The organism is uncultured Roseobacter sp. (assembly GCF_947496515.1).
Classification (GTDB): Bacteria; Pseudomonadota; Alphaproteobacteria; order Rhodobacterales; family Rhodobacteraceae; genus Roseobacter.
In genome coordinates this window covers 143523-169826 of sequence record NZ_CANMDB010000012.1, presented here as the reverse complement: position 1 = coordinate 169826, position 26304 = coordinate 143523, and the positions used below count along the sequence as shown (strand labels likewise).

Here is a 26304-nt window from a genome sequence, read left to right as displayed (position 1 = left end):
CCGCGATTACAGCGAGTTGAGAGACCGCGCGTCGGTCAAACACAACATCTAGTAGGTCGAGTTTTTCACCTAAATCGGCCGATTTAGCCGGGCATCAACTCAACATAATGAACCCTATCGTGGGTGGCGGCTGTAGCGACAAAGCTAAAATGTCACCCGTGAGCAATTCAGGAATGTCACTCTGCCCTCAAAAATCAATGAGGGTGAGCAGACATGGGATGGGTGGTTATGAGCGAGCGCGAGCTGAACCGCGTGGAGGTACTGGCGCAGGTTGATGATGGTCGGCTGAGCGTCGACAATGCAGCGAACATGCTGGGTCTGACACGGCGGCAAATCTTCAGACTATTGAAGCGGTATCGTCAGGATGGCGCATCGGCGATCCGGCACAAAGCGCGTGGCAAACCTCCGAACAATTGCATCCATCATGCCAAACGCGACTATGCGCTCAGCATCATCAAGGAAAGCTATGCGGATTTCGGGCCGACACTGGCAGCTGGGATGCTGTCCGAGCATCATGGCTTCAAAGTTTCCCGCGAGACCGTGCGCAAATGGATGCAGGAAGATGGGGTTTGGCTCTCACGCAAACAACGGCGCACATTCCACCAGCCGCGCTTGCGTCGGGAGTGCTATGGCGAGCTGATCCAGATCGATGGGTCTGATCACCGTTGGTTCGAGGATCGCGGCGGTCCCTGCACTCTGCTCGTCTTCATCGACGACGCTACCAGTACGTTGATGGAACTGCGGTTCGTCACATCTGAGAGCACCTTCAGCTATTTCGAGGCACTGGAAAGCTATCTGCTGAAGCATGGTCGCCCCGTTGCCTTCTACAGCGACAAACACACGGTGTTCAGGGTGCCGAAGCCGAATGAACACATGACGGGCATGACCCAATTCGGGCGCGCCCTGGCAGAGCTGAACATCGAGATCATTTGCGCCAATTCTTCTCAGGCAAAAGGCCGCGTCGAACGGGCAAACCGGACGCTCCAAGACAGACTGGTCAAAGAGCTGCGCATCGCAGGCATCTCAAACATGGAAGACGGCAACGCGTTCCTTTTGGGCTTCGTTGAGCGTTACAACGCCAAGTTTGCAAAGGCTCCAGCCAAACCGGACAACCTGCACCGTGACTTGAACATTGAGCCGGATCGCCTCGCTGAGGTCTTTTGCTTGCGCGACAAACGCTATGTCACAAAGGATTTGACGCTGAAGTATGACCGCAAGCGCATCCGGCTGGAAGTCAACGATCTGACGCGCGGATTGGTTGGCAAATACGTGGACGTGTACGAGATGCCAGACGGGCGCATTCAAGTCCGCGCCAAAGGCGTCGCCCTGCCCTGCAGCATCTTCGATCCGCACCAGCGGCGCGTGACCCATGCGGCAATCACCGAGAACAAACACCTGAGCGCAGTTCTCGCCCACATCAAGGAAGAACAGGAGAAGGCCACACCGCCGCCAAAGTTCAAACCTGTTAGCGCAAAGAACGGCTACAAAAAGACAGGCCGCCGCCCGCCGGGTCGTCCGTCAAAGATGGAAGTGTACTATGAGCGCAGACGTGCTGAACCGGCTGAAGCTGCGGAGTAACGCAAATGCTAACATTCGTACCTGATGGTACTACGTGAAGAGCTTTAGCTATAAGTGCAGAACGGCCCATCAAGTGACGGGCCGTTCAATTCTCTTGGGCAAGCACTTAGTAGGCGTATTCGGAGATCAGCAGGATTGCGATTCCAACTGCGATCGCGCCGGCCAAATTCGTACGAGTCGGGTCGTACTTTGGGAAGAGAGCCGTCAGAACGGCAGAGACAACGTGTTTCATGGCATATCCTTTCGAGTTGAGTGCCAGACTTAGGATGAGCCCTATAGAACTAGTGCAGGGCTCCAGTGATTTGATCAGATCAACTGACCAAGAACAGACGCGATATTCGCGAGAACGTCGGCGTCGAGACCCGGAACCCAGGGATAGCCAGGCTCCCAGATCGGCCGAGGAGGCCAATCGCAGAGTGGATTGTCCGGCTGGCAGATCGGGTCACAATGAGGCCAATCCGTAGGGCACACCGGACCACAGTAGGGCGTTTCGGGTGCGCATGTGAGAACCTTCCAGAGCATGATGATACCTTTCATATTTGGAAGTGCGAGGGCGAGATGCCCCCGCACCAGCTGGGTTAGAAGGAGCCGCGGATGCCGATGGTGCCCACGTCGTTGTTGTCACCGGGGACCTCCGTCACCGAGCCGTAGATGGAGGTATCTTTTGTGACGTTGACCGAGCCGCCGACTGTGTAGGCGTCCGAGTGGTCGGTAACCGGCACAGTCACCGACACGCTACCAGTGCCCTTTTCGGACAGGGTACCCGTCATATTGAAGGCGTCACCGCCACCCGTGAGGCCCAGATTGTAGTCAACTGCGGCTGCCTGCGAAGCGATAGCTACGGCGGCGGCGGTCGCGAAGAATTGGAGTTTCATGATCTGTTCCTTTCCTTTTCAGATCGAATGCCGCGGCGGGATTGCCGTGACGCCGACCTTTAAACCACTGATTCGGAGAGGCTTTGGCTGAGCCGGATGTTGGAATCGCCGTATAGCGATCCTACATTTAATTTAATCATAGGCGGTCAGCGCTTGGGGTAACTTGCGACGGGTGCCGTTGTTACAAGAGCAATCGAGGGAGGATGAGATGCCATTTGATCAGTTTGATGAGTATGGGCGTTTGAACGCGCATTTCACCACCGACGAAGTGGTCGGGAATATCAAAAAGATCTCTGAAGAGACTTACAAACGGATGCTGGCCAACACCACCCGGATCGGGCCTCGCGGGGAAACTTTGGAGGGTGATGAATGGCTTGATGTCACCAAGCTCGAAAGCCCATTGATCCACCCTCAGGGTTGGCAGGCCCGGTACGAGCTTCTCAACGCAAAGATCTATGGCCACGCCTGCCCGATGTTTGTCAAAGAACTTTTTCGGGCAGAGGTCGTAACGTTGGATGACCCCAAACAGCTTTCGGGTAAAGAGTGGCCGAAACTGGTGACGTTCTTGCGGACTGGCGAGACAAAGTCTCGGATCAAACAGCTCGCGACACGGTCTTGGGGTGATGTGCCCATGAACCTTGGCGAATTCGCTGCCATGGGAGACAGTGGACCAGACACGGCAGCTGGCCAGTCGCATAATAAGTTGCTTCGTATGGCGCGGCTCGGGTTGGCCTTGGTGTCTCCGTATGAGACCAAAAACGGCGGCTACAACATTACCGCTGGCCCGGTGGCAATTTCGCTTTATGAAGGGCTCTATCTTTCGCTTAGTGATGAGTTTGAGAGCAAAATTCCGGGCAAGTACTTTGAAACTGAAGAAGGAGATGACTGACATGGCGAGCTTCTTCAAATCTGGATTAGTATCTGCTGGTATCGCGTTAACGTTCAGCGCCCCAAGTGCTGCGAGCGCCATGGAAATAACGACTAACGTTATCCAAGCCCCAGTGGACTTCGAAGTTGAGACTTCGGCTGGGGACTGGGCTTGGTCCAGTAGAATCGCAGCAGATAACCAAGCCGCAATGGCCGGTTATGATGCGACACAGTCATTCGATTCTGTCCAGTGGAACGATTACTCGGCTGGGATTGCGAACGTCGAAGATCCCATGATTCGGCGCCTTCTGCTTCAAGGCGAGGAAGAGGGTGTATTCGTTCAATGGAACTTCGACACTCAATCTCTGTCTTCAGCCAACTATGATGTCGCGAGCTGGGTTTCTAACAAAGCTAAAATGAAAGCTGTCGGCAGCGAAATGTCTGACACGGCCAACGTCTGGTGGGATAGCCATGCTGTGTACACTGGAATGCTCCTTGGCGAGGAAGAGGGAGTTTTCGTTGACCTCGAAATGGAAATGGACCCGGGCACGATCGTAACCGTAGACTATGGCGCGACAAACTATGGATTGCCGCCAAACAGTGACAAAATCAAAGCTAAGTTAGCAAAGATAGGCTCTGTGGGTTCATTTACTACCGAAGTCGAGCGACTGCTTACGACTGGCGAAGAGGAAGGTGTCTTTGTGCGCTACGACCTGATGGACGAGAGATCAGGCGCACTCTTAGCAGCGCTCAGCCAGTAACAAAGCACTTTTGGATCATCGATACGACGTGCCGAAAAGCGTTTCTGGGCCTTCAGGGGCGACGGAACCACTACCCAACGCAAAGCCAGCCAGGGCTGCGATATCTGAGGTCTCCGCCCTGTCAGGCTTTGCTCCCCTCACCGCCCAGGTGGGACATTTCTGCTTTGCAGAACCAGTGACATTTCTACTTGGTTGCAACAGCGGCAAGTTGATCAGCTGACCGACAGTCGCCATTCCTGCCGACGCGTCGAAAGCTTGGATTGTTCAGCCTAGGCGAAACGGTCACGACTGATACATCAGGATCTGAGTGCCGAGGACAGCATGCTTGGTAAGCGCTGCGCCGCCCCCACACTTACGGCATAGTGCGTGATCTGCGATTCAGAGGCTTCTTTGTTTTGTGGGGAGTTTCTCGATGGGAGCTATAAGCGAGTTTCTGGCAAGTGTTCCGCGTCGGGCGGACGGTAAGCGAAACTGGCCTGCCGAGTTGAAGGCGCGGATTGTGGCGGAGACGTTGATTGAGGGCGAGACGGTCAAGGCTGTCGCGCAGCGATATGATTTGATCCCGAGCACGGTGTCGGATTGGCGGCGGATGGCACGTCAGGGCAAGTTGGTCTTGCCCAATTTGGATGGCATGGATTTTGTGCCAGTCGAGATTGAAGCGCCTGTAGCACAACCTGTGCTGACCACCTCGTCCGGTACGATTGATGTGATCACGGGCGATGTTGTCGTTCGTCTTGATGCGGTGACGCCCGCGGAGCGGATTGCTGAGATCGCCAAGGCCCTGGCCCCGTGATCACGCCATCCCACAAGGTCCGGATTTTTGTGGCCAGTGATCCGGTGGACTTCCGCAAGGGCCACGACGGGCTGGCCGCTTTGGTGCAGAGCCAGTTGCGACAAAAGCCTTTTGATGGGTCGGTCTATGTGTTCCGTGCCAAGCGGGCGGATCGGCTGAAGCTGATCTACTGGGATGGCAGCGGATTGGTGATGGCGTACAAGCGGCTTGAGGATAACAGCTTCACATGGCCCGCGATCAGGAACGGGGTGATGCGCCTGGAACCTGCGCAGTTTGAGGCGCTCTTTGCGGGTCTCGATTGGCGGCGTGTACAGCCGTTGGAGGTAGCCGCTCCGGCTGCGGCGGAGTGACTCACAAGGGCGTTTGGGCGGGTCATTCTGCCCTTGTTTTGTTATGGCCCCGGGCATGAGTGTGCCCGATGAATTGCCAAATGACATTGCCGAGTTGAAGGCGATCATCCGCGCGCAACAGGATCAGAATGCACGGCTTGAAGCCCTGGTCGCTTCCTTCAAGAAGGCCCTCTTCGGGTCCAAATCCGAGCAGATTGACCCAGCTCAATATGAGTTGGAACTTGAAGATATCGAGACCGCCATTGCGCAGGTCGAAGCCGAGATTGATACGGACGAACGCACCGCGCCCGTTCGCCCCCCGAAGCCGCGCAAGACTAATCGTGGGTCACTGCCCAAACATCTGGAACGGGTGGAGGTGGTCATCGAGCCAGAACTGTCATGTGGGTGTGGAAGTGAACGTCATGTCATTGGCGCAGATGTCAGCGAACGGCTGGATATCATTCCGGCCCAGTTCCGCGTGATCGTCACCCGTCGCCCCAAATACGCCTGCCGCTCTTGTGAGAGTGGGATTGCCCAGGCTCCGGCACCGGCCCACATCATCGCGGGCGGCATGCCGACCGAAGCAACGCTAGCCCATGTGCTCGTCTCAAAATATGCGGACCACCTGCCGCTTCATCGACAGGCGCAAATCTATAGTCGCCAGGGCATCGATCTGGATCGCTCGACCCTGGCTGCATGGGTTGGCAAATCAGCATTCGAATTGACCCCAGTTTATGAAGCTCTGATGGTTAATCTGAAGCGATCAACCAAGCTCTTCATGGATGAAACGCCTGCGCCTGTCCTGGCACCAGGACGCAAACGAACCAAAACCGGATACTTCTGGGCACTTGCCCGCGATGACCGGCCATGGGGCGGCGATGATCCGCCCGGCGTAGCCTTCACCTATGCGCCCGGACGATCCGGCCAACATGCAGACAATATCTTGAAATGCTTCAGCGGCACCCTGCAGGTTGATGGTTACGCAGGCTATAACCGCCTGCTCAAACGGCCTGCGCAGGACATTACTTTGGCCTATTGCTGGGCCCATGCCCGCCGCAAACTGCATGATGTCGCCCAGTCCAGCCAGGCCCCTATTGCGTAGGAAGGCTTAGCTCAAATCCAAGCGCTCTACCGCATCGAAAAAGACTTGCGCGGCACGTCTGCCGACCAACGGCTCGCTGCACGGCAAAAGCGCTCAAAACCGATCATCGCCACCTTCGAACTCTGGCTCGCCCAGAACCGCGCCCGCGTCTCGGCCAAATCGCCAACCGGGGAGGCCCTGAAATACATCGCCAAATACTGGGACGGGTTGTGCCGGTTCCTTGACGACGGACGTATCGAACTGGATTCCAACGCCGTGGAGCGGACGATCCGCCCCATCGCACTGAACCGCAAAAACGCGCTCTTCGCAGGTCACGATGCGGGTGCACAAAACTGGGCAATCATCGCGTCACTGATCGAGACATGTAAACTCAACGCGATCGAACCTCACGGCTATCTGTCCGCCGCCCTCACTGCCATTGCTGGCGGGCACAAACAAACCAACATCAACGAACTACTGCCTTGGAACTACGTTAGACCCGTGTGAACAGCGCACCGCTTACCATGCTTGAGTAAGACTGAGCCAACCAAACCGTCAAACCTCTAGCGATCCGCTCGAGGAATTTGCCGTTGCGAGCCAGGGCGGACTGACGATCAGCCAGAATGGTCTGCTCCGGCGATCTATCTGCAGCCGTTTTCATGATCAATATCTGCTCATAAGGCGAGTCGGCTTTCAGAAGACTGCGATACTGATCGAGCACATCGCTCACGCCAGGGCCGATCAGCGGCTTGTCGAGACGTTCGAGCGCTTCGACGTTGCGTTCCAGCTCTGCTGCGATCTCCCGCAATGCTTCGCGCACTTTCCTTTCCGTAGCGACGACGTTGAACGGCAGCGAGCCGCTGACCCTTCCGTTTTGGTCAAACTCATTCTGCGCAGCGGTTGCAATGTTGCCGACCTCTTTGGCGATTGCAGACACGATCTCATGGTGCAGTTCGGCAGCGGTGATCAGTTCCTTCGTTCCGACTTTCACAGCCCATAATCCCCACGCTTATTTCGATTTCGCGGGCAAAGGCACTGTCTATCGATGACAGGAGAAAGCTGCGTTCCCCGGGGCTGGAAGATCACGCGAGTTGTGCTCGACCAAACCCGTCGGTCCTGCGTCAATAGTCAGCGACGAGATCGGCGACGGAGCAGTGCCAGTGGCTCGATCTCGTCGAAGCATTGGTCATTGTGTCATCGCCGCACTGAGAACGAACAATCCAGGTGGCAGAACAGGGCGCTTGTCACACCGGTGCTTTATCACCCAGCTCCTTGAAACCCACGCTGCGTCGTGGCGCACGAGAAACCACCAGGCAATCGACGATCGCCGCATCAGCACCGTCAATTGGTGCACTTCCGCCAACGACCTTTGTGCCCATGAACATCCACTGAAATAGGTGGCAGTAAATCCGCTTGGACGACACTGCGAGTGTTGTCTCCGCGCATGTTCGCAGGCACCCACGGAAGCGACTTTTGGCTATAACCTTTGCTCTGAAGCCGCGACGTGGTAGCGATATAGGAGCAAGATGCCGCTCAAAAAAACCCAGAATACTGATTCTTGAATTTCTCTCTTGATTAAGAATTCTACCTATGCGTGATTTATGACATTCGCAACGCGGAGGTGCGCAAATGAGAAACATGGAGACAGAGTGGCTGCGGAAGGCAAAGCAGGAGCTCCTCGAACGTGATCCGCAAGAGGCCCTGCGAGACGCTCACCAGCTGCTCAAATATGTCCAAGGCGTCGAAGCGCTCTTGTGCGACGAGAGTATGGATGCTGAATTTGCTGCAGATGCAGGGCCCGGTGTGCAGCTCATGTACTAGCTGCATCTCAAGTCATCTTCATGCGCCATCCTTGCTTTCACGCGCTAGCGTATCGAGGATTGAAGTGGGAAAGAGTGCTTCTACCTCAAAGCCCAATGCTTTGGCCACACGCTCCTCGATCTCACGATCTCTTATGCCTTGTTTGATGACGATGCTGATACGCGGACCATGGTGACCAACCGCTTTGCTAAGTTCGGTCATAGTCATCTTTTTCTCTTTCATGTACCCCAGTATTCTATCGTACCGTTCCCGAATATAGCCATCAATCGGATCGTACTCCGCAGTCGTCAGGGGCAGATTGACCGGTCCGACCTGCAGTGTTTCAAGAATTTGTTCCAGAAACCGCATCGTCTTATACGTTGTTAGCTCGTTGGACCGAGCCTTCGTCAGGAACAGCTTCTCGCTATTCTGCTCAACACCTACGATCCAGACCCGACGTTCGTCCTGAACGTGGCATTCGACAATTGGCCGGGCTCCCGGAGAACCGAGCATCTGGGAGAGACTTGCCACGGAGACTGTCTGATCTTGAGTTAACTTCATACGGGGTAGCTCGTGCTCGGTTGCGATGTTTTGCTTTGTTGCGGCTTTTACCAAACCTGTCATATCTTGCTCGCCAAAGAGTGGCACGTCAAAAAACCAGAGGAGAGCCGCGTTTTGACGCGAGTAAATTCATACTTCTTGTCGGTTGATGCTGTTGAGGACTTTGTGGCTTCCGGGGGCCGGTTTGCAATTTATCGCTTGCGTCCGGACGGCACCTTCATTGGCTCGAGGTACATCGTGCTGGGGCTGATGGGAAAGACACAGTTCTGGTTGATGGACACTGCGTCTACGTTGAAGAAGATGAAGATCGAAGGCGCAACGGCCATGCTGTTCGATGCTGGCGTGAGAGAGATTGAGGTGCACGGGATCGATGGTAGCACTCAAGCAATGGCGGTGATCGAGAAGCCACCGTGGTCAAGGAACGGAAAATAAAAAACCAAAAGTATACGTTCTTGCTTTTTTAATTGACAGAAATACCACCTGAGTTGTAGCCCTGTATGCACGGCAGTTTCGCCGTGACATCAGGAGAATTTGCTATGCCGGTGATTTTTCACCGCAGCCGACCCGTTTTGGGTCTGGCTGCAACACTATCCCTTTGCCTTCTGGCTGGACCAACTCTGGCGGCCAACGCCAACGCGACAGGCGTCGATGCGTCCTTCGCAACGCTCAGCACCGACTTCAACGCTTTGCTTCAGGGCAACCTGATGAATGCACTGATGATCGGTGGGCTGATCGGCTCCATTGCTGTCTGGATTTTCACGAGCCGGATGGGCTGGGCGCTCGGCGTGATCGGGGCCTCGGTCTTTGCCGGTTATGGTCTGCCTGCCTTGTCTGGCCTGGGTGGCTTCAGTGCGACCGTCGACATGCTGAACGGACCGCTTGTCGAGATCACGGCAGAGGTTGCTGCGCCTGCGGAGACGACAGCTTTGGCAGCGCTTGCCTCAACGGCTGACGTGATCGGCGGCTAACTTAACGGCTCTTGCCAGCGGCGAGGGCCATTTTCATTTCGGGGGCATGTGATGGATACCAACGATCAAGTGGTCAGGATCGAGCAACGTTTGGAAGATCAGACCCGCTTTCTGATCTTCACCGTGGACGATGCTTTTGCCTTCGGGCTGCCCTTCATGATGGGGTGGATGACCCAGAAGGTCTTCCTGGGCGCGTTCATAGGTTTTGTCGTCTATCTCGTCTGGAAGCACGTGAAAGGGGACGGGGGCATGGCTCGACTGGTCGCAGCCCTTTACTGGTTCTGTCCGCCCGCGATCACGCCGTACCGGAGTTTTCCACCGTCTCACATCCAGCATTGGAGAGGGTGATGAACTTCGATGCGATGAACCGTCAATTGAAGGTAGCTCGCCGCAGCCGGAATGTCTTCGCAGCCTTTGGAATGCTGCTGTTGGTCATCGTGATGCTCCTCTCAGCAACACTGATGACAACCCATCGGACAACGGTGCTTGTACCATCGCGTGTATCGGATGGCATGGTGTCAAACGGTCATGTGGATCCGCGCTACGTCGAAGCCATTGCGCTCGATGCTGTCTATTCGTTTTTCAACTCATCCCCGGAATCGACCGCCTACGGGCGCCAGGCGCTTGAGCGGATTGCAAGCATTCGCACTCGGCCGACCTTGCTCGATGCGTATGACGAGGTCGCGGATGACATCCGCGAGAGGAAGATCACAACCGTCTTCTTCGTCAATGAGATCGAGCATGACTGGACCGCTCTGGAGGTCACGGTCAAGGGCAGCCTCAGCACGTATATCGAGACGAGTTTCGTGACGCGCGAGGACCGCGAGGTGGTGCTGCGCTTTGCCCGCGAAGCATCCTCCGTGCGGCTCGCCGATTTCGAAGTTCTCGTGATGGAAGGGTGAGTGACATGACTAAAACCATTCTTTTGTCCCTCGCGATCATTCTGAGCCTGGGTCTCGAGGCCTTCGCAGGAACCTTTCGGGTGCGGCCCGATGGTGAGGTGAGCTTCCAGGTTTCTGCCGACGGGCCCACGCGGATCACCGTCAAAGGTCATCGCATCAAACGACTGGTGCAAACGGAAAGCCAGTTCCGTGTCGCGAACGACGACAAGACCGGGGACATCTTTCTGGACTTCCAGGGTGTCGATCAGATTCCGGAGAGCGGTCATCTCGTGACGGAAGCCGGGCATACCATCGGTTTCACGATGACGCCGACGCGCGGTCTCGGCACTCAGACGGTTGTCATAGATCTGATCGGCGTGAAGAGCGCCAAGGCAGCATCCGAGCGGAAAGAGGAGCCTGCGGCCACAAGAAGCGGGTCTGGGTTCGAGGTGAGTGACGGCGGTTCTTCAGGCTACGAGGGCCAGCTCGTCGGTTTCGTGCGTGCTGCCATCGCATCGAAGATTGGCACGAAGTCGGCTGCCGGGTTTCGGAGCGGGGCGAACGTATCGACCTACAGCAAAGGCGGGCTGCGGGCGCGGGTGATGGTGGCCGGCGGTGCGCGGCCAAGACCGCAGGCGTTCTACACGAGCAAGACGGTGGCCGTGTGGGTCGATGATCAAACAACCAGCAATCGGACCTGGGTCGTGGTGGTCGAGAAGCGATGAGCGCTGTGAGCCGCCAGCCAAGATTGGAGAGATGACATGAGTGACATTCGGAAAGGCAAGCAATGGGCCATCGTCGCCGTGTGCGCCGGGATTGTGCTGGCGACCTTCTATGGAATGACACGGCTTCTGTCTTTCGACACGCCGGAGGGCGTTCGTCTGCAAGAAGCCAGCCTCACGCGGTCTATGGTGGCGCGCAAAACCGATGGTGCATCTCCCGAGATGTCCTGGGTGACCAATGGTCGGAGCCGCGTGGAGAAGCTCGAGCAAACTAACTCGCGGCTTGAGCGCGCGCTGGCGACATTCGAAGACCAGGCGGAAAAGCGCATTGATGCGATTACGACCGAATACGACGATGAGCTTCTCAGGGTGCAAGGTGAGGTTGAAGCTCTGAAAGCGGTCCTCGTGGAGCAGTCGGGTAGGGCAGGGCGCATCCCCTCTGCTCCTGGTCTTGCGGACGACTATCTCAGGCAAGCAGTTGTCGCTTCGCCGATGACCCAGCTTAATGGTGGTGATTTTATCCAGGCGCCTCTCGGTCAGGGTCAGCCAACGGGTCCGGGTGCGCCACCGCCGTTGCCCGGTGGGGGAGGGGGCTTTCAACCCGCAACCGTGTCATTCGATCGGCAGTTTCAGCTGACGCCGATGGAAGCGCGCGCCGAGATGATCGAGGAGGATGCGCCGACCTTCCTGGAGAACTATCTGCCTGCCGGGTCTTACGCGCCAGCGACAGTGCTGTCGGGTGTGGATGCTTCGACAGGGGTGACCTCTCAGGGCGAGCCGATCCCGGTGATCTTTCGGATCACGGGACACGCGGTCACGGCCGGGACACGCTCCACGCGCGGTCACAAGGTCAACCTGACTGGCTGCACGGTGACGGGGTCCGCAAGAGGCGATCTCAGTAGCGAGCGCGTCTACGTCCGCCTGATCAAGATGTCGTGCATCAAGGACAATCGGGAAGTCTTTGAAGCAGATGTGGCTGGGTACATGAGTGGCTCCGGCAAGACTGGCTCGCGCGGTCTTGTGACCAGCCGGGAAGGCCCGCTCATTCGCTCGGCAGGTATTGCCGGGGCGCTCGGCGGTCTTGCCGGTGGGCTGCAGTCGGTCGCGACTGCCGGTGCGAAGGCGGAACAGGCCGGCTTCGAGGACGTGCTGCAGAGTGCCGGGGCAGGGGCTGCATCAGGCGGTATCTCGGGTGCCGCGGATCGCCTGGCGAACTACTACATCCAGCGTGCCGAGCAGTATCAGCCTGTCGTGTCTCTCTACGGCGGTACCGAGGTGGAGCTGGTCTTCATGGAGGGCGTGAAGCTTGACTAGAGCCGCTCTCATCTTCGCGCTGACTGGCCTCTCTGCTTGCGCCAGCGAGGCGCCAGCTTGGTGCCCGCCTTCCTTACCTTCATATCTGACAGGAGATCTCTGATGTCGCCCAAATCGTGCCTACTCTGCCTCATCCTCCTTGCCGCCGCAGGATGTACGACAACCGGAAACACAGAGAAGAACTTCCTCTGCGATGCCGAGGTCGGCACGCCCTGTGCAAGCCTGTCGGAGGTGGATGATATCGTCTCGGGCCACAACGCCCGATCCGTCGCCGAGGATCCGCGTGACGCTCAAGGCAAGTCACTCTCGCAGCAACCTTTGGGGATCGGCAAATCAGCGCAGGGCAGGGGGCTCGGAGACGGTGGTCCGGCTTACGTCTCCGCCCGCTACCGCATTCCAGAAAAGACCGGCGCGCTGTGGGTCGCACCACGGCTCGATGAGAACCAGGTGCTGCATGAGGCCACTTACGTTCATTTCGTGATCCGCGAAGCGCGGTGGGGGAACCGCTGATGCTTCAGCGGATGTTCACCAAGCTCTTCGATGATGCGCCCTGGACGGAAGGCAACCGTCAGACCTTCATCGACCACGTGTTGTCGGATCTGCTGACCTACCGGATCTACGATCCGAAAGAGCAGATCTACGTGAACGAAGGCACGACGGGCTTTCTGCTCGAAGCGCCCCCGCTCGTCGGCTCCGATACGGTTGAAACGATCCAGGCCGCGATCAATAACTACTGCCCAGCGGATGGGACGGTGCAGTTTCTCAATTGGACATCGCCCAACCTCACCGAGGAAACGACCGCCTGGATGCAGGCGAAAGTTGTCAAATCTCCGTTGACCGTGCGCATGGCCGAAGCGCGACAGGCGCATCTGGCAAAGATGGCCTTTGGATCTGACGGCCTGGTGAAATGCGTGCCGCACCGGCGTCGGATCCTGATCGCCGGTTATGTGGATGACGGGCCGGACACGGGCGTTCTCAAGAGCCTGAGCGATTTCCGCAAGAACCTGATGACGGCGTTCGGCGGCGAGAAGATGGTCCGGGACGTCGGCCCAGCGATGTTCGTCGAGTATCTCTCCGAGTGGCTCTACGCGCGGGGAGATCGGCTGAGCGAGCGCATGGGATACGACGATGAAAGCCCGCTCAACTACCAGATACCCGGTGCCGGCGTGTCTGTGGGACGCGATGGATTAGAGTTTCTGAACCGGCCGCAAATGTCCGTCTCGTCCGCGACCGTGCGCATGGTTCCGAAAGAGTGGTCGTTTTTTCTGGGATCGCTCTTTAATGGCGCGCCGGATCGGCCCGGCGATGCGCCGCATGGACCGGTGCTGACCTGCATGACGGCCCGGGCGCAAAACGCGCAGAAAACCTCGTCGCAGATCGTGCGTGCAAGGGCAGGGGTGCTCCACGCGCAGGAAACGAAGTGGGGCAAATACATCGAAAACCTCACCGAGAAGGATGGCGAGCTGCGCGCGCTTCAACAGGAAGTGGAGCAGGGCGAGCGGCTTTTCGAAACGGTCACGACGGTGTCGGCCTACGCACGCGGAGATATCGAGCAGTCACGGGCAGCTTTAACAGAGATGGCGAAGATCTACCGCTCCGCCAATGTAAATCTCGAGCAGGACACATTCCTGCAGCTGCCCGTGTTTCTGTCTTCCCTACCGTTCCAGGCGTCAGGCTCCCTGATGAAGGATCTCCGAAAGGCGAGCCGGGTCAAGAAGCGCAAGGGTGCTGCGGTGGCGGCACTGGCGCCGATCCACGGGGAGTGGACGGGCTGTCGATCGTATCGCTCGATGCTGCTTGTCGGACGGCAAGGACAGCTCTTTCCGTGGGACAATTTCGAAAACTCGGGCAACTACAACGTCGCCGTGGTCGGCAAGCCTGGATCTGGCAAATCCGTCTTTATGCAGGAGCTCATCCAGAACCTCTACTGCACCGGCGGACGGGTGCTCGTGATTGACGACGGCGAAAGCTTCAAGACGACCTGCGAGCTCTTCGAAGGCAAGTGGATCGGCATGTCGGCGAGCGATGCGATCCGGCTCAATCCCTTCTCGATGTTGGTCGCGGACAAGATGGACCAGGACGAGTACCGGACGGATGCGCTGGAACTCGTGACACGCGTGCTGGCAACCATGGTGTCCCTCGGTGAACAGCGAGAGGGGCGGGTCTCCGGCATCGAAGAGGAATACATCCAGAACGCTTGCGCGGAAGTCTGGGACACGCACGGGAATGCCGGCGAGGTGACGTTCGTGCGCGATCTCCTGGTGGAGCAGGCAAAAGCCGAGCCTCGGCTCGGCGATGTGATCATGAAGCTCTCTCGCTACTGCGTGGGTGGTATCTATGGCTCGATGTTCTCGGGCCCTGCGAACATCACGATCCAGGAGCGCCTGACAGTCTTCGAGATGTCGGATCTCAAGGCGCAGGGTGATCTCAAGGCAGTGGTTCTTCAGATCATCATGTTTCTTGGCACGGAACTGATGTTCAAGACGAGTCGTGCCACGCGCGTCGCCATTGTGGTCGATGAAGCCTGGGATCTGCTCTCTGGTGGCGGGACGGCGCAGTTCCTCGAAGGTGTCGTGCGCCGCGCCCGGAAATACACCGGTGCGCTAGTGACCGGCACACAGACCCTCGGAGATTATCACCGCAATCCGGCGGCGAATGTCTGTTTGGAAAACAGCGACTGGAATGTGTTCATGGCCCAGAAGCCGGAGGCTATCGATGCCCTTCTTGCCAACGGTCGACTGTCGGTCGGCGCCGGAACGGCGCATTCTCTGAAGTCGCTGATCAGTGTGCCCGGCCAATTCGCCGAGATGGGCATCCGTGGCCCGGATGGCTGGGCTTTTGGTCGGCTCGTCCTCGATCCATACTCCATCGCCGTTTTTTCCTCCCGCGGTGAGACCGTTCAGAAGCTCCGCGATCTGCGTACCCAACATGGTCTTGATGTGGCCGCGGCGATTGACGAGCTGGTGGCGCGTGGGGAGGCGATTTGATGGCTAAGCTCAACATAACTACGATTATGCGCGAGAGTCGTCACGAAAAAACTGCACGCTTTCCAGCTGGCGGTGTCAATCAATATGTTGAAAAAACGGACACCCGAACCTTGCGCGGCATCCGGCAAAAAGGTCTCTGAAGCGACCTTAGAGCCGGTGCCTTTTGCGCCCGTAAATCAGGTGATGGATTTCTTGCGGCGGCGCAGCGCGGCGACCCCGGCCAGACCGGACAGCAACAGCACGCCACCGGCCGGCAGCGGCACGGCAGAGATTTCATCTGCCGCGATGGTCAGTTCGAGATCCAGCGTGCCCTCGCCAACCAAGCCAAAGCTTGAGGTCAAGAACGTAATCGGCAGACCGCTGTTGTTCAGATCGTTGAGGTCGATGCCGAAAACCGTCAGGCTGCCCGTCCAGCTGACCTCGGATCCGGCTCCGAACACGAAGATATCCGCACCATCCACGCCGATACCCCAGTCATCAAAGTCGCCATCATCATCGATGGCCGCCAGATCGATCCGTCGGGTTTCCCCGTCGATGGTCAGCGCGGCATCCCCCGAGACATTCACATTATTGAAAAACTCCACAGAGGTGTAGTCACCGAGGTCAGTCCATACGTTGGCTTGGTTCAAATTGCCATCTTGAAAAAAGGCACCTCTGCCAGCAATCGTTGTCCCGCTGAAGGTCCATGTGGTTTGTCCGCTGCCGGGGGTGCCCGAGATATTGGCGATCAGGGCAGCCTGCGCTGTGGAGGCGGCAACGAGCGCGGCGGCGGTGAGGGAGAGAAGTCTTTTCATATCTGAGTTTCCTGTATGGCGTTGTGTGTCATCGTCAGAATCGGCCCGCACGGCTGTGAGGGTTCCAGTTCAGCTGAAAGTAGAAAAAGAGACATCCGGTGCCTTTCGTGAAATCCGGCACCCGGACAATTCTGCGCGGGAATGGCTGCGCGTCTTGTTCAATGGGTTTTGTGCTATCTGATCCTTTTCTTTCAATCTGGCCGACCAATCACCGGCCCGCTTTGCGCATGCGAGATATCAGTGGGCGGACCCGCCTTGCGGTGCTGTATCGGCGAGGAGCGTTGTTGTGAGCGTTGTCACGACCGTTGTATTGCCGCCCCGGAAGCGTTGTATTGGCCGTTTTACGCCGCCCGCCGCCGGACCGGACGATCTGCACCTGGAGGAAACAGTCCGGCCCTCACCGGTGCAGAGACCGCGGAAAAATTGCCCTTCAGAAGATGAAACTGTTCTCGTCAAGGTCGGCGATGTTCACCCCTGTCAGAATAATCGTGAGGTCTCTGCCGTCGGTGATCTCCGCACCCTGCGCGCCCTGAACGAGATGATTGGCTTGCAGGTCGGCAAAGTTCTGGATGCGGACAAAGCGCCATTTTGCTGCGCTTGCGCAAAGGTCCGCTTTTTTTACGCGTTGAGACAAACGGTCGTCTTGCAGTATGGTACTTCAAGGCACTAAGGCTACTAAACTGTGCGGTTTTGTCCCTTGTAAGCTGCCATGCAATCCGGATCGCTTGCGATTTTCCAGCTGCAATCCCAAAGTGTTTTGAAGTACACGTCAGTCCTGCGGACCGCCGGTCTTCGATGGTTTTAGGTTACCTATCAGATGTACGCGATGGATTGATCTGCGTCTCCTTCTGGGGCGGGCTGACATGAGTTCTATCCGAGCGGATCATGGAAACCCACTCGCGCATGTCAGCACGTTCGGTTCGCAAGGCGTTCGTAGCATGCGCCCTATCTTCGCAGCCCAATGAAATCCCACAGACCAGTACCTGATCATCAGGTAGATTTGCTATCGGACGGATTACTTTATGATAAGGGGCGAAGGCTGCTTGCACGCAAGTTGCCAGCCCTCGGCCCTGCGCCGCCAGACAGATATTCTGCAAGAACATCCCCATATCCAACCAAGATCCTTTTTCAAGCCGACGGTCGATAGTCACCAAAAGGCCAACCGGGGCACCAAAGAACCTGAAATTCTGTTCAAACTGCGCACGCATGGCCGGCACATCATGCCGTTCTATTCCCAAATGACCGTAAAGCGCCCTACCAAGCGCCTTTCGTCGCACGTCATATGCGCCAAAAAATCGCTTGGGGTAGTAGCGGTAATCATCCCACTTGGCTCTATGAGGAGATACGCCAGTCGAGAGGATTGCATGCTCAATCCGGGCGATAGCGGGACGGTCAGCGATCCAAACGTGCCAAGGCTGCATGTTACCGCCAGATGGAGCGCGAGATGCAGCACCTAAGATTGCTCGTACTTGACTGATGCTGACGTCCGTATTTGTGAATGCCCGAACAGACCGACGCTCATGCAGAAGGGTATCGATGTAAGGAACAGCAATCGTTTCGTGCGGATCAGAAATTTTGTGGCTTATTACGCTAATGTTCATCTGGGACGGCCCACATCAGATTGCTCCCGCTCCGCTCGGCTCGCTGGCGCAAATGCCCCGCAAAAATCGCATAACCAACCTGACGATCCATGAAAGACAAGACAGCCAGCACCCGGCCGGGGAAATGCGTACGGCCACCCAGTCCAACGCGGTGCAGAAAACCCTGGATGCCAAGCTCGCATAACCCTGCGTGACGTGCGTCGTCGATTGAAACTGTCAAACCCTCTGTCCCGATCAGGATACGTCGGCGCAGCTTTACGATTTCCGGCCAGCGTGCCGCGATCGCCTTACGTGCCCTGCGGGCTTCTGACGCTTGACGAAAAGCATCTTCAACTGGATCGCGATCGGCATGGAACGCAAAGCGGTTCCCGTGCATCTGGATCATCCAAATCAGGCGGCCTGATTGGGTAATTGCGCGGCTGGCCTTGATACGCCCGCTACGGTGTTCAATGGTATGGGCTGTATCGATCCAGGTTCGCACCCAGTTATCGGTGTTGTATTCCAAAGCGTCCAGGACGGATTTTTCACACTGCAAAGGAAGTGGGCGTTCAGCGAGCAAACGAGATATCAGTTCGTCTTTGGGAAGTACTGTTTTTTCGTATGGTAACGTCTTCATTTTTTGATCTCCGATCTTTCAAATACTGGGTTTCCCTTGATGGCATGAACGGCTTTACCGAGGCCGGACCTTATCAAATCAAGAATAAAAATTGCATGGCAAGCGACTCCGAGCGCTTCGGCATAAGGGTTTGGCTTTGCAGCAAGTCTCTTAGGTGATCTATGCCTGACGATCGTTGTGCTGAGCGTATGAACCAGCGTTGTGGTTGGCAGCTCTAAGCGTTGTATTTTCGCCGTTACCTAAGATCGCTACCAGCAAGGTCAGGGGGTACATAGATTGGCCAAGTCAAGAGTAGGTAGGCACTACGCTTTTCTGGTTTAGCCAACCCAATCAATACAGATTTGCAAACGTTTTGAGACCAACGGAGTGGTCATCACGCGCCAAGGCTGCGCCCTACTGATCCATACTTGTGAAAATGGTTCTGCATTACTTTTTCCTCTTGGTGGATGCGCAACCAAAGAACAGCAACGTAAAGAGGCAGCGCCAAGCACAAGACACCAAATGCCTGCAAAGCCAGCGCAAAACCAATAAGTTCTGGAATGATGTTGAGATAGTAGTTCGGATGCCGGATTTTGTCGAAAATCCAATTCGATATCAGCTGATGATCCCTCGCTATGATCACTTTGATCGTCCAGAACCGGCCTAAAGTGCAGATAACCCAAACAAGCGCGCACATCGCGAGACCGTAGAGGATCAGACCAACCACAGAAATCGCAGAAACCGGAGAAGCGCGCCACAGCCCTTCGGCGATGGCAGCAACGTAGAAACCGATATGTGCGATCGTCAGGACTAGGGATGTTGCGGCATGATGTTCGATCGCGCCACTTTGCAGCATCCGCTTTTCGTTCTGGATCGAAATTGCAAGGGCGACAAGGCGAAGCGCTACAGCGATGGCAATGAAGACAAGTAGGGTATGGGGCACGACAATATCCGTATCAGTTTTGGTTGATGGAAGTGTTCGGGATGGGTCTTGCTTGACCCCGAAAAATTGAGGCGCGTTGCCTGGCCGTTCATCCGGTGGCAACGCACCGCCTGAACCTCGTTTGGGACAAGCGGTGCGTCAGTTCACACGCGATCAAAACAAGAAGTTGTCCCCGCTCAAGTCCAGAATGTTTATACCTTCCAAGGTGATCGTATTTCCTGCCAAATCATCGATGATCAGGTTTTCGCCATCCTGCCGGATGTGATCATCGGTCAGTTCGCTCAAACTTTCGATGGAAGACACTGCTGAGAGATCGAGGACGTCATCGGCACCGAAATCAACGATCGTGTCGTTGCCGAACCCGTCCGCAAACACGAATGTTTCGTCACCACTCCCCGCGAAGAACAGGTCATTGCCTGTGCCGCCGTCAAAGACGTCATCGCCACCTGCGCCGTGGAACGTATCGTCGCCTGTACCGCCAGAGACAGTGTCCGTTCCATTTGGCCCATCCTGCTCGGTGTCCCGAAAGACATCGTTGCCGTCGCCAAGAAACACCGTATCTCGACCCAAGCCACCCGTTACGTCATCATCACCATCGCCGGCATCGATCTCGTCATTTCCGGCAAGCCCGTTGATCTGGTCATCGCCATCACCACCTGCAAGCACGTCGTCGGCTTCGGTCCCAACAATCGTCTGGCCTCTGAAGACGAAGTCTTTCACATCGAGGTCGTCCAATTGCACGGAACGCAGTGTGATAGTGTCCCCGGACCCGAAATCGATGACCACGTCGTCGCCCACTTGCTGCATATGATCGCGAAGCAGTGCGTCGAAATCAGTGGCGCCAGCCGCGGAGATGCCGCTAATGTCGATCTTTTCGGCATCGTTGGTGGCATTAAAGCCCCGGACTTCGTCATTGCCGGCGCCGTCAGCGAAAACGAAGATGTCAGAGCCGGCGCCGCCAAACAGGAGATCGTCGCCGCGCCCGCCGATGATCACATCGTCGCCTTCCAGACCGCGAATAACGTCGGCGTTTTCAGTTCCCGTCAGTGTCTCGTCGTTTTCCGTGCCGTTGATGCTGGCGAACCGCAATAGGAAATCCGAAGCGTTCAGATCATCCCTGTCGACGCTCTTCAAAAGAAGAGAATTTCCGCCTCCAAGATCGATCAAGACATCATCGCCGACCTGCGTCATGCGGTTCTGAACCAAATCGGTGAAATCCGTGATTGCTGAAACGCGGGTCAGATCAATTTTTTCGGCATCGTTAGTTGCGTTAAAGCCCCGGATCTCGTTATTGCCATCACCGTCAGAGAAAACGAATGTGTCCGATCCCGCACCCCCGAAAAACAGGTCGTCGCCGGACCCGCCTATGAGGACGTCATCGCCATCACCGCCATGAATTTCGTCATCGCCATCCAGCCCTGTGAGGATATCGTTGCCTTCAAAGCCGCGCATAAGGTCGCCAGCAGATGTTCCGGTTAATTCGTCACTACCGACGGTGCCAAAGACCTCGTTCAATTCGAACTGAATAATTTCGACCTTCAGCTCTCGGTCATTCGTGACGTAAGAGACGGCGACCTGATTGTCCTCTGTCAGGGTGGCGTCCGGCCTGAAGCCCTCGTTTGAGATTCGGAACACATCGCCCACCTCTTGACCGGCAAAGTCATAGCGCTGGCCGTTGATGCCACTGTTGGCACCATTGTCATCGTCGTAAAAGATGATGAATCCACCGTCATCCAGTGCAACAATGGTCGGTTCGTTGTTGTTGTCGACCCCACCGGAGTCACCCACGGTTTTGACCGGTCCAATGGGGAAGCCCGTTGAGCCGAAAAGCTGGAACTGAACGTCGGAGTCAAACCCGTCCTCCTCGGTCCAGGCGACCACGAAGCCGGTGAATAATAAGTCGAGGCCGAGTATGCCGCTGTTCTTCATTGCAGTCACCGTAACGTCGTGTGTATTCGCATTGCTGTCGCCGGTGTTTCCGCTTCGGACCTCCTGACCGTCGGACCCAAACACTTTGAACAGAATCCTGCCGTCTCCACCGCTGTCGTCGCCGTTCCGGTCCAGGATCATCACGGTACGACCACTCACAAGCGTAGTGGCGTCAAGCTCGGCATCATCGTTGCGGTTGAAGTTTGCTACGGTATTTATTGTGACTTCACCATCTTCATCGATTTTTTGCTTAACGACCATCCTCCCGGCGCTGTCGCGCTCTACGAAAAAGGCCTGAGAGCCGTCATCTGTGCTGGTAATTACCTGATCGAGGTCACTCGTTTCGTTTAATACAGGAACATCCTGTTGCGATTGAAGTATTGGTTCAGCGGAATCATTGAATTCGAAAACCGCCGTCGTGAGCCTATCTGGAGAATCGTCTGAGGCTGGATTGCTGACATAAGCGCTCACGACGACCTGTCCATTTGGCGAAATGTCGATGTCGAAATCGAACTTATCGACTACGAAACCAACCGAGCCGTCCATATCGAATGTGACTTCATCTCCAATTTTCTGGCCGGATGCGTCGAAAGATTGACCCTTGGTCAAGAAGTTGCCATCGCCGTCCCGCGTTACATAAGCTGCGAACAGTGTGCCATCGGCTTTTGAGAGGACCTTTGGATTGCCGACCGCCTCGGTGGTATTGATCGTAAAGGCGTCAACCGCAGTCTGGTTGGTGACGGTACTGATGGGCTCGCGGATAGGATGGTGGACAATAAAATCGTCGCTACTGCCGGTGATGGTATCGTTGTCGCTACCAACAGCGAGGGTATCGTCGTCTCTGGTCTGGGCAAGGTCTGTCATATGTCTATCCTTTGTGTGTGTTGATTTGGTCGAGTAATGATTTTCACCGCGTCCTGTCGGACCGATGCGTTGCAATGAAAGGTTTTTTGAAAGGCGCAGTCCGGATGGAATTGCGCTGTTTTCAGAGTTTGAATTGGGGCGGGCTAACGTCGGCAACGCGGCCTGATATCAGGTTGATGATGTTAGGATGAGTGAAGTAACGGTGCCGCCGTTAACGTCGCCAACAGTGCAATAATGATGCACCGTGCTGTCGTTACTGCTTCGATTACACCGTCCAGTTGAGGCCCTCCTTAGATTGCAGTTCGGAACGTGATAGAGGCTTGCGGTCAAAACTTGACCTAACCTCATGAGCGCGTTTGTCAGCCACACTTACCCGTCAACCGTTGTCACGAGCGGTGAGGCCTCCGTTGTAACGACCCACCAAAAGCGTTGTATTTTTGACCACCAGGCTCGGTATGTGGATGACCCGAAAGCCGCGTTCTTTTGATGGCATGTCCTTGAGACGGCTGGCTGTTTTCGTTATGTAGGCGCAGCTCAACTGCCAGACATGGGCAACCTATTGCATGCCTGAATCGTTCAACACTGGTAGGATATGCTCAGCGCACAAGATTACGTATCGGCCCGCTGCAATCTCGATCAGGGCTCTCTTGGCGCAGCGCAGTAGGCCAGGCCTGCGGGTCACTAACAAAATCCGCCCGGCTCAATAATTGGCGGAGGGGTTGTGCGAGTAACGACGGGCCGTTTCATCCTGCTTTTTCTTGATTTCTGTCTCGATGCAAACCTATTGGGCTTCGCTGAGAGGACTCAGCGAGGGGTAAGGCGAAAGGCCGCTCGTACGGCTTCACTAAGCCCTCATCAACGTTGCTGCCGTTGTGCAACCCATGATAGCGGGACATTGAAAGCGTTTTTTGTTATTATTCTTGGAGTGACAAATGCGAAAGAACCTTCAGATATTTCTGTTGGGTCAACTCCACGTCATTTGGGGCGGTGCTGAGGTCACGTTGCCCGCTTCACGAAAAACGCGCGCTTTGTTAGCGTTTCTTGTGGCCACAGATCGTCCGCACCGGCGTGAACGGCTTTGCGAAGTGTTTTGGAATCTGCCCGATGATCCAAAGGCGGCCTTACGTTGGGCGCTCAGTAAGCTGCGCGGCGCGGGCGGTTCCGAAGATCAATCACGCATCGTAGCCGACCGGGAACGGGTATTTTTCGATACCGAAGGTGCCGAGATAGATACAAAGATGATCTACACCAGACTGCTTACGCGTGACGACGTGCCGACAGTAGCTGAGTTAACGGCAATGGAACGACAACTCGATCAGGTCTTCCTCGATGGCCTGGACGGCGCGGGCGACGACGTTTTTGATATGTGGCTGGTCACCGAGCGCGAGAATGCCCAGCTGGCGCACATCACTGTCTTGAAGCAATTGGCCATGCACCCCGATGTGGATCGAATGGCCGCCCGCAAGTGGCGCCGTCTGTGGCAAGAAGCAGACCCGCTGGCCGTGCTTCCGCCCGAACAAAACGTTGCCTCAGTCCCGGACGTAGAATTGCCAGTCTTCGCGTCGCCGTATCCGGATCAGGCGGAAACCGCATCTGCATCGTTTGCCGCAAAAACAGCACAACGCATCGCTGACCGCAAAGCAGGCGCTCTTCGTGCTCAGCGCATAGGTTTTTGTAAAGTGTGCGACGGTACCAAGATCGCTTACGCAACGCTGGGGCAGGGTCCGCCTCTGTTGAAGGCCGCAAACTGGCTAAATCACCTCGAATTCGACTGGAACAGCCCGATTTGGGGCCGCAGTTTCGCGGAAATTGCCCGCTACCGGAACTTCATCCGCTATGATGAACGCGGCTGCGGACTATCGGATTGGGACGTGGACGACCTGAGTTTCGACGCCTTCGTCGAAGATCTTGAAGCGGTCGCCGACAAGCTGGAACTCGAACGGTTTCCGCTGCTCGGCATATCTCAGGGCGCTGCAGTGTCGATTGAATATGCTGTTCGCCACCCCGAACGCGTTTCCGGTTTAATCTTGGTTGGCGCATATGCAGCCGGTTGGCGCCACTTGACAGACCCGGAGGAACAGGCCCGACGCGAAGCAGTGTTGACCCTGACCGAGCTTGGTTGGGGCACCGACAATTCGGCGTACCGGCATATCTTTTCACGGACATTCATGCCCGAAGCGACGCGAGAGGAGCTTGAGTGGTTCGATGAGTTTCAACGTCAAACCACATCGCCACGCAATGCCGCGCGTTTCCAGAACGCCTTTGGCGAGATCGACGTCCGCCACCGTCTCGCGCAAGTCAAGGTGCCGACGATCGTGCTACATTCAAGATATGATCAACGCATCCCTCTGAACGTTGGCCGGGAGGTCGCATCTGGGATTCCGAATGCACATTTTGTGCCACTTGAGAGTCGCAATCACATTCTGATCGAACGTGAACCCGCATGGAAAACCTGCGCCGAGACAATCGGTCAGTTTCTTGCAGAAAAGAAAATCTGAGCACGTGAAACCTCTCTAGTCATCGGTCAAGCGCACTGCCCTGTTGCGATGCGCCAGATCACGCTGTGAATTGTGACTGTCTTCTACCAAGTTCGCGATGCTGTAAACGTGGCACCGCTGTCGCCAAAGCAGCCGTTGGTTAGGATCGCAGCAATCGGTAAAATGGGCTCAGAGCCGCCTAATGCTGACGCGGCAATGCCGGTGCGGCAGGCCGACGAAGACCGGCCATCTGATCGTTTGGCCAAGCCACCGAAATCGCAGCTGGTCCTGCGATGAGTACTCGTTGGAAGATCAGCAGCTGTCGTTCGCGCTCCGAGCGGCGAAATCTGCCTGTGAGCCCACACCGGAAGTCTTCATTTTTTGCTGCATGCGCTCGCAGCGCGGAAAATTCTGCAAATGCTCAGTCTGGCGTGCCGCAGCGCGGCTGCAAATTCGGCCATTCGAACATCGCGCAGCGAGATTTGTCAGGGCAACTCACAGGTCTTGGGACAAACCGAGCTTTCGCTGCGCGCGCACGAATGGCTGCGATCAACGCGTTCGGCCCGAGCCAATGTTGAAATACCCCTGCCAATTGAGCGTGTAAAATGCATGCGTAGTTGCAATTAGCGACAGTCGGTCAGCTAAATGAAACCGGCACTTTTCGGCTTCTGTCGACGGTGAGCGAGAATACATCCGGGCGGGCATAGTGGCCGCTTGCATCGAACTTTCTACGTGAGGCGCGGGCAGCGGATACATCTATATCGGCCCAAAGAAGCCCCTTTTCGCGGTGCATCGGACCGGCTGCGATTCCACCGAAGGGTTTATAGATGACGGCGTCGCCGGGATTGACCCATTCATCTTTGTTCTGGAATAGAATGTCGCGATGAGGGATGCTTTCGGGAATGTCAGACGCCTCGAGCGCCGTTGCGCATCCAATGACCCAACACCCGCCTTCGCGCGCGATGTGCTGCATCGTGGCAAGCCACGTGTCACCTGTGTCCCAGGTCGGGGCGACGTATATGTCAATGTTCTGTGCATAAAGCGAATAGCGCGCTAAGGGCATGTAGTTTTCCCAACACAGTAGCGCGCCGATACGCCCGACCGCAGTTTCGACCACGTTTAGGCCAGACCCGTCGCCAAAGCCCCAAATCATGCGTTCGGGATTGGTCGGCATCAGCTTGCGATGGTTGTTCATGATCCTACCGTCGGCATCAATGATCGCGCAGGAATTGAAAATCGTCGAACCCGAGACATCCCCGTCGATTTCCTGATAGCCGACCACAATGACCATCTCGTGCTCTGCGGCCGCTTCTTGCAGCGGGGCCATGCCATTGCGGCTGAGGTCGATGGAATTGGCTTGTGACAACGCAAACAAGTCATCCGTCTTGCCCATGTCCGCGCCTGGCGAGAGCCGCCAGCAAAACGTCGGGTATCCGGGAAACCATGTTTCGGGAAAGACCATCAATTTGCCGCCATCTTTTGCGGCCTGCGCGACAAGGTTGATCGCACGCTCCATACTGGCCGCGAGGTTCAGATAGACGGGCGGTTCCTGGACAACTGCGACTTTCATGACGATTTCCCGTT

The 26304-nt window shown here is 56.3% G+C and carries 27 protein-coding genes and 1 pseudogene; 18 read left to right on the top strand and 10 right to left on the bottom strand.

The annotated features are described in order from the left end of the window. Positions 1-213: 213 nt before the first annotated feature. Positions 214-1578 carry an ISNCY family transposase gene (locus Q1A53_RS18995; RefSeq protein WP_299969439.1) on the top strand — a complete coding sequence of 455 codons (1365 nt, stop codon included), beginning with the start codon at positions 214-216 and terminating at the stop codon, positions 1576-1578. Between the two features lie 106 nt (positions 1579-1684). Here the strand turns inward: Q1A53_RS18995 and Q1A53_RS18990 are convergent, their stop codons facing one another. Together Q1A53_RS18990 and Q1A53_RS18985 are read right to left on the bottom strand one after the other, a co-directional pair. Then, complete coding sequence (locus tag Q1A53_RS18990) at positions 1685-1810, bottom strand: hypothetical protein (protein ID WP_299969437.1); 126 nt, start codon at positions 1808-1810, stop codon at positions 1685-1687. A gap of 346 nt (positions 1811-2156) precedes the next feature. Further along, positions 2157-2453: a hypothetical protein gene (locus tag Q1A53_RS18985; protein ID WP_299969435.1), complete on the bottom strand. Its 297-nt coding sequence runs from the start codon at positions 2451-2453 to the stop codon at positions 2157-2159. 208 nt (positions 2454-2661) lie between these two features. On the opposite strand from Q1A53_RS18985, the gene Q1A53_RS18980 reads away from it, so the two are divergent. The 5 genes and pseudogenes from Q1A53_RS18980 to Q1A53_RS18960 all read left to right on the top strand — a co-directional run bounded on the left by Q1A53_RS18980 (position 2662) and on the right by Q1A53_RS18960 (position 6791). Further along, positions 2662-3342, top strand: a complete 681-nt coding sequence (locus Q1A53_RS18980) for a hypothetical protein (RefSeq protein WP_299969433.1) — start codon at positions 2662-2664, stop codon at positions 3340-3342. A 1-nt stretch (position 3343) separates the two neighbouring features. Beyond that, entirely contained in the window at positions 3344-4081 is a 738-nt protein-coding gene (locus tag Q1A53_RS18975; protein ID WP_299969431.1) for a hypothetical protein, read from the top strand. A gap of 412 nt (positions 4082-4493) precedes the next feature. Further along, positions 4494-4874, top strand: a complete 381-nt coding sequence (locus Q1A53_RS18970; protein ID WP_299969429.1) for a transposase — start codon at positions 4494-4496, stop codon at positions 4872-4874. Continuing rightward, positions 4871-5224: an IS66 family insertion sequence element accessory protein TnpB gene (gene tnpB, locus Q1A53_RS18965; RefSeq protein ID WP_299969427.1), complete on the top strand. Its 354-nt coding sequence runs from the start codon at positions 4871-4873 to the stop codon at positions 5222-5224. The genes Q1A53_RS18970 and tnpB overlap by 4 nt, the downstream gene beginning before the upstream one ends. A gap of 55 nt (positions 5225-5279) precedes the next feature. Beyond that, positions 5280-6791, top strand: a pseudogene (locus tag Q1A53_RS18960) (IS66 family transposase). Here the strand turns inward: Q1A53_RS18960 and Q1A53_RS18955 are convergent. After that, positions 6778-7275 carry a hypothetical protein gene (locus Q1A53_RS18955; RefSeq protein ID WP_299969425.1) on the bottom strand — a complete coding sequence of 166 codons (498 nt, stop codon included), beginning with the start codon at positions 7273-7275 and terminating at the stop codon, positions 6778-6780. The pseudogene Q1A53_RS18960 and the gene Q1A53_RS18955 sit on opposite strands and share 14 nt — an antisense overlap. 647 nt (positions 7276-7922) lie before the next feature. Between Q1A53_RS18955 and Q1A53_RS18950 the strand changes: the two genes are divergently transcribed. Beyond that, entirely contained in the window at positions 7923-8105 is a 183-nt protein-coding gene (locus tag Q1A53_RS18950) for a hypothetical protein (RefSeq protein WP_299969423.1), read from the top strand. 18 nt (positions 8106-8123) lie between these two features. On the opposite strand, the gene Q1A53_RS18945 is transcribed toward Q1A53_RS18950, so the two are convergent. Then, positions 8124-8708 (bottom strand): hypothetical protein, encoded by a 585-nt coding sequence (locus tag Q1A53_RS18945; RefSeq protein ID WP_299969421.1) that lies wholly within the window; start codon positions 8706-8708, stop codon positions 8124-8126. Positions 8709-8711: 3 nt separating this feature from the next. On the opposite strand from Q1A53_RS18945, the gene Q1A53_RS18940 reads away from it, so the two are divergent. The 9 genes from Q1A53_RS18940 to Q1A53_RS18900 all read left to right on the top strand — a co-directional run bounded on the left by Q1A53_RS18940 (position 8712) and on the right by Q1A53_RS18900 (position 15657). After that, positions 8712-9077, top strand: coding sequence for a hypothetical protein (locus Q1A53_RS18940; protein ID WP_299969419.1), 366 nt, complete (start codon positions 8712-8714; stop codon positions 9075-9077). A 104-nt stretch (positions 9078-9181) separates the two neighbouring features. Continuing rightward, positions 9182-9613 carry a hypothetical protein gene (locus Q1A53_RS18935; protein WP_299969417.1) on the top strand — a complete coding sequence of 144 codons (432 nt, stop codon included), beginning with the start codon at positions 9182-9184 and terminating at the stop codon, positions 9611-9613. A 51-nt stretch (positions 9614-9664) separates the two neighbouring features. Continuing rightward, the gene (traL, locus tag Q1A53_RS18930) at positions 9665-9961 is read left to right on the top strand and encodes a type IV conjugative transfer system protein TraL (protein ID WP_299969415.1); all 297 of its coding nucleotides are present in this window, start codon (positions 9665-9667) and stop codon (positions 9959-9961) included. Next, positions 9961-10515: a TraE/TraK family type IV conjugative transfer system protein gene (locus tag Q1A53_RS18925; protein ID WP_299969413.1), complete on the top strand. Its 555-nt coding sequence runs from the start codon at positions 9961-9963 to the stop codon at positions 10513-10515. The genes traL and Q1A53_RS18925 overlap by 1 nt, the downstream gene beginning before the upstream one ends. 5 nt (positions 10516-10520) lie before the next feature. Beyond that, positions 10521-11219: a type-F conjugative transfer system secretin TraK gene (locus Q1A53_RS18920; protein WP_299969411.1), complete on the top strand. Its 699-nt coding sequence runs from the start codon at positions 10521-10523 to the stop codon at positions 11217-11219. A 36-nt stretch (positions 11220-11255) separates the two neighbouring features. Continuing rightward, entirely contained in the window at positions 11256-12530 is a 1275-nt protein-coding gene (locus Q1A53_RS18915) for a TrbI/VirB10 family protein (RefSeq protein WP_299969409.1), read from the top strand. Positions 12531-12632: 102 nt separating this feature from the next. Continuing rightward, complete coding sequence (locus tag Q1A53_RS18910) at positions 12633-13040, top strand: TraV family lipoprotein (protein WP_299969407.1); 408 nt, start codon at positions 12633-12635, stop codon at positions 13038-13040. Next, positions 13040-15517, top strand: a complete 2478-nt coding sequence (locus tag Q1A53_RS18905; RefSeq protein WP_299969406.1) for a TraC family protein — start codon at positions 13040-13042, stop codon at positions 15515-15517. Before Q1A53_RS18910 ends, Q1A53_RS18905 begins: the two co-directional genes overlap by 1 nt. After that, positions 15517-15657: a hypothetical protein gene (locus Q1A53_RS18900; RefSeq protein ID WP_299969404.1), complete on the top strand. Its 141-nt coding sequence runs from the start codon at positions 15517-15519 to the stop codon at positions 15655-15657. Before Q1A53_RS18905 ends, Q1A53_RS18900 begins: the two co-directional genes overlap by 1 nt. Before the next feature lie 36 nt (positions 15658-15693). On the opposite strand, the gene Q1A53_RS18895 is transcribed toward Q1A53_RS18900, so the two are convergent. Beyond that, complete coding sequence (locus Q1A53_RS18895; protein ID WP_298976136.1) at positions 15694-16311, bottom strand: VPLPA-CTERM sorting domain-containing protein; 618 nt, start codon at positions 16309-16311, stop codon at positions 15694-15696. Between the two features lie 286 nt (positions 16312-16597). On the opposite strand from Q1A53_RS18895, the gene Q1A53_RS18890 reads away from it, so the two are divergent. Next, positions 16598-16981, top strand: coding sequence for a hypothetical protein (locus tag Q1A53_RS18890; protein WP_299969402.1), 384 nt, complete (start codon positions 16598-16600; stop codon positions 16979-16981). Between the two features lie 136 nt (positions 16982-17117). Here the strand turns inward: Q1A53_RS18890 and Q1A53_RS18885 are convergent, their stop codons facing one another. The 4 genes from Q1A53_RS18885 to Q1A53_RS18870 all read right to left on the bottom strand — a co-directional run bounded on the left by Q1A53_RS18885 (position 17118) and on the right by Q1A53_RS18870 (position 22243). Further along, entirely contained in the window at positions 17118-17912 is a 795-nt protein-coding gene (locus tag Q1A53_RS18885; RefSeq protein ID WP_299969400.1) for a nitroreductase, read from the bottom strand. Further along, entirely contained in the window at positions 17902-18528 is a 627-nt protein-coding gene (locus Q1A53_RS18880; protein WP_299969398.1) for a hypothetical protein, read from the bottom strand. The genes Q1A53_RS18885 and Q1A53_RS18880 overlap by 11 nt, the downstream gene beginning before the upstream one ends. A gap of 373 nt (positions 18529-18901) precedes the next feature. Next, positions 18902-19450, bottom strand: a complete 549-nt coding sequence (locus Q1A53_RS18875; protein ID WP_299969396.1) for an isoprenylcysteine carboxylmethyltransferase family protein — start codon at positions 19448-19450, stop codon at positions 18902-18904. Between the two features lie 153 nt (positions 19451-19603). After that, a complete protein-coding gene (locus Q1A53_RS18870) occupies positions 19604-22243 on the bottom strand; it encodes a calcium-binding protein (RefSeq protein WP_299969394.1) in 2640 nt (879 codons plus the stop codon). A 932-nt stretch (positions 22244-23175) separates the two neighbouring features. On the opposite strand from Q1A53_RS18870, the gene Q1A53_RS18865 reads away from it, so the two are divergent. After that, positions 23176-24741 (top strand): alpha/beta hydrolase, encoded by a 1566-nt coding sequence (locus Q1A53_RS18865; protein ID WP_299969393.1) that lies wholly within the window; start codon positions 23176-23178, stop codon positions 24739-24741. Between the two features lie 616 nt (positions 24742-25357). Here the strand turns inward: Q1A53_RS18865 and Q1A53_RS18860 are convergent. Further along, positions 25358-26290: a carbon-nitrogen hydrolase family protein gene (locus Q1A53_RS18860; RefSeq protein ID WP_299969391.1), complete on the bottom strand. Its 933-nt coding sequence runs from the start codon at positions 26288-26290 to the stop codon at positions 25358-25360. Positions 26291-26304: the final 14 nt, after the last annotated feature.

Bases quoted from the DNA above. Each gene is read 5' to 3' on its own strand.
- Q1A53_RS18995 (WP_299969439.1), top strand. From the start codon at position 214: ATGGGATGGGTGGTTATGAGCGAGCGCGAGCTGAACCGCGTGGAGGTA.
- Q1A53_RS18990 (WP_299969437.1), bottom strand. From the start codon at position 1,810: ATGAAACACGTTGTCTCTGCCGTTCTGACGGCTCTCTTCCCAAAGTAC.
- Q1A53_RS18985 (WP_299969435.1), bottom strand. From the start codon at position 2,453: ATGAAACTCCAATTCTTCGCGACCGCCGCCGCCGTAGCTATCGCTTCG.
- Q1A53_RS18980 (WP_299969433.1), top strand. From the start codon at position 2,662: ATGCCATTTGATCAGTTTGATGAGTATGGGCGTTTGAACGCGCATTTC.
- Q1A53_RS18975 (WP_299969431.1), top strand. From the start codon at position 3,344: ATGGCGAGCTTCTTCAAATCTGGATTAGTATCTGCTGGTATCGCGTTA.
- Q1A53_RS18970 (WP_299969429.1), top strand. From the start codon at position 4,494: ATGGGAGCTATAAGCGAGTTTCTGGCAAGTGTTCCGCGTCGGGCGGAC.
- Q1A53_RS18950 (WP_299969423.1), top strand. From the start codon at position 7,923: ATGGAGACAGAGTGGCTGCGGAAGGCAAAGCAGGAGCTCCTCGAACGT.
- Q1A53_RS18945 (WP_299969421.1), bottom strand. From the start codon at position 8,708: ATGACAGGTTTGGTAAAAGCCGCAACAAAGCAAAACATCGCAACCGAG.
- Q1A53_RS18935 (WP_299969417.1), top strand. From the start codon at position 9,182: ATGCCGGTGATTTTTCACCGCAGCCGACCCGTTTTGGGTCTGGCTGCA.
- traL (WP_299969415.1), top strand. From the start codon at position 9,665: ATGGATACCAACGATCAAGTGGTCAGGATCGAGCAACGTTTGGAAGAT.
- Q1A53_RS18925 (WP_299969413.1), top strand. From the start codon at position 9,961: ATGAACTTCGATGCGATGAACCGTCAATTGAAGGTAGCTCGCCGCAGC.
- Q1A53_RS18920 (WP_299969411.1), top strand. From the start codon at position 10,521: ATGACTAAAACCATTCTTTTGTCCCTCGCGATCATTCTGAGCCTGGGT.
- Q1A53_RS18915 (WP_299969409.1), top strand. From the start codon at position 11,256: ATGAGTGACATTCGGAAAGGCAAGCAATGGGCCATCGTCGCCGTGTGC.
- Q1A53_RS18910 (WP_299969407.1), top strand. From the start codon at position 12,633: ATGTCGCCCAAATCGTGCCTACTCTGCCTCATCCTCCTTGCCGCCGCA.
- Q1A53_RS18905 (WP_299969406.1), top strand. From the start codon at position 13,040: ATGCTTCAGCGGATGTTCACCAAGCTCTTCGATGATGCGCCCTGGACG.
- Q1A53_RS18900 (WP_299969404.1), top strand. From the start codon at position 15,517: ATGGCTAAGCTCAACATAACTACGATTATGCGCGAGAGTCGTCACGAA.
- Q1A53_RS18895 (WP_298976136.1), bottom strand. From the start codon at position 16,311: ATGAAAAGACTTCTCTCCCTCACCGCCGCCGCGCTCGTTGCCGCCTCC.
- Q1A53_RS18885 (WP_299969400.1), bottom strand. From the start codon at position 17,912: ATGAACATTAGCGTAATAAGCCACAAAATTTCTGATCCGCACGAAACG.
- Q1A53_RS18880 (WP_299969398.1), bottom strand. From the start codon at position 18,528: ATGAAGACGTTACCATACGAAAAAACAGTACTTCCCAAAGACGAACTG.
- Q1A53_RS18870 (WP_299969394.1), bottom strand. From the start codon at position 22,243: ATGACAGACCTTGCCCAGACCAGAGACGACGATACCCTCGCTGTTGGT.
- Q1A53_RS18865 (WP_299969393.1), top strand. From the start codon at position 23,176: ATGCGAAAGAACCTTCAGATATTTCTGTTGGGTCAACTCCACGTCATT.
- Q1A53_RS18860 (WP_299969391.1), bottom strand. From the start codon at position 26,290: ATGAAAGTCGCAGTTGTCCAGGAACCGCCCGTCTATCTGAACCTCGCG.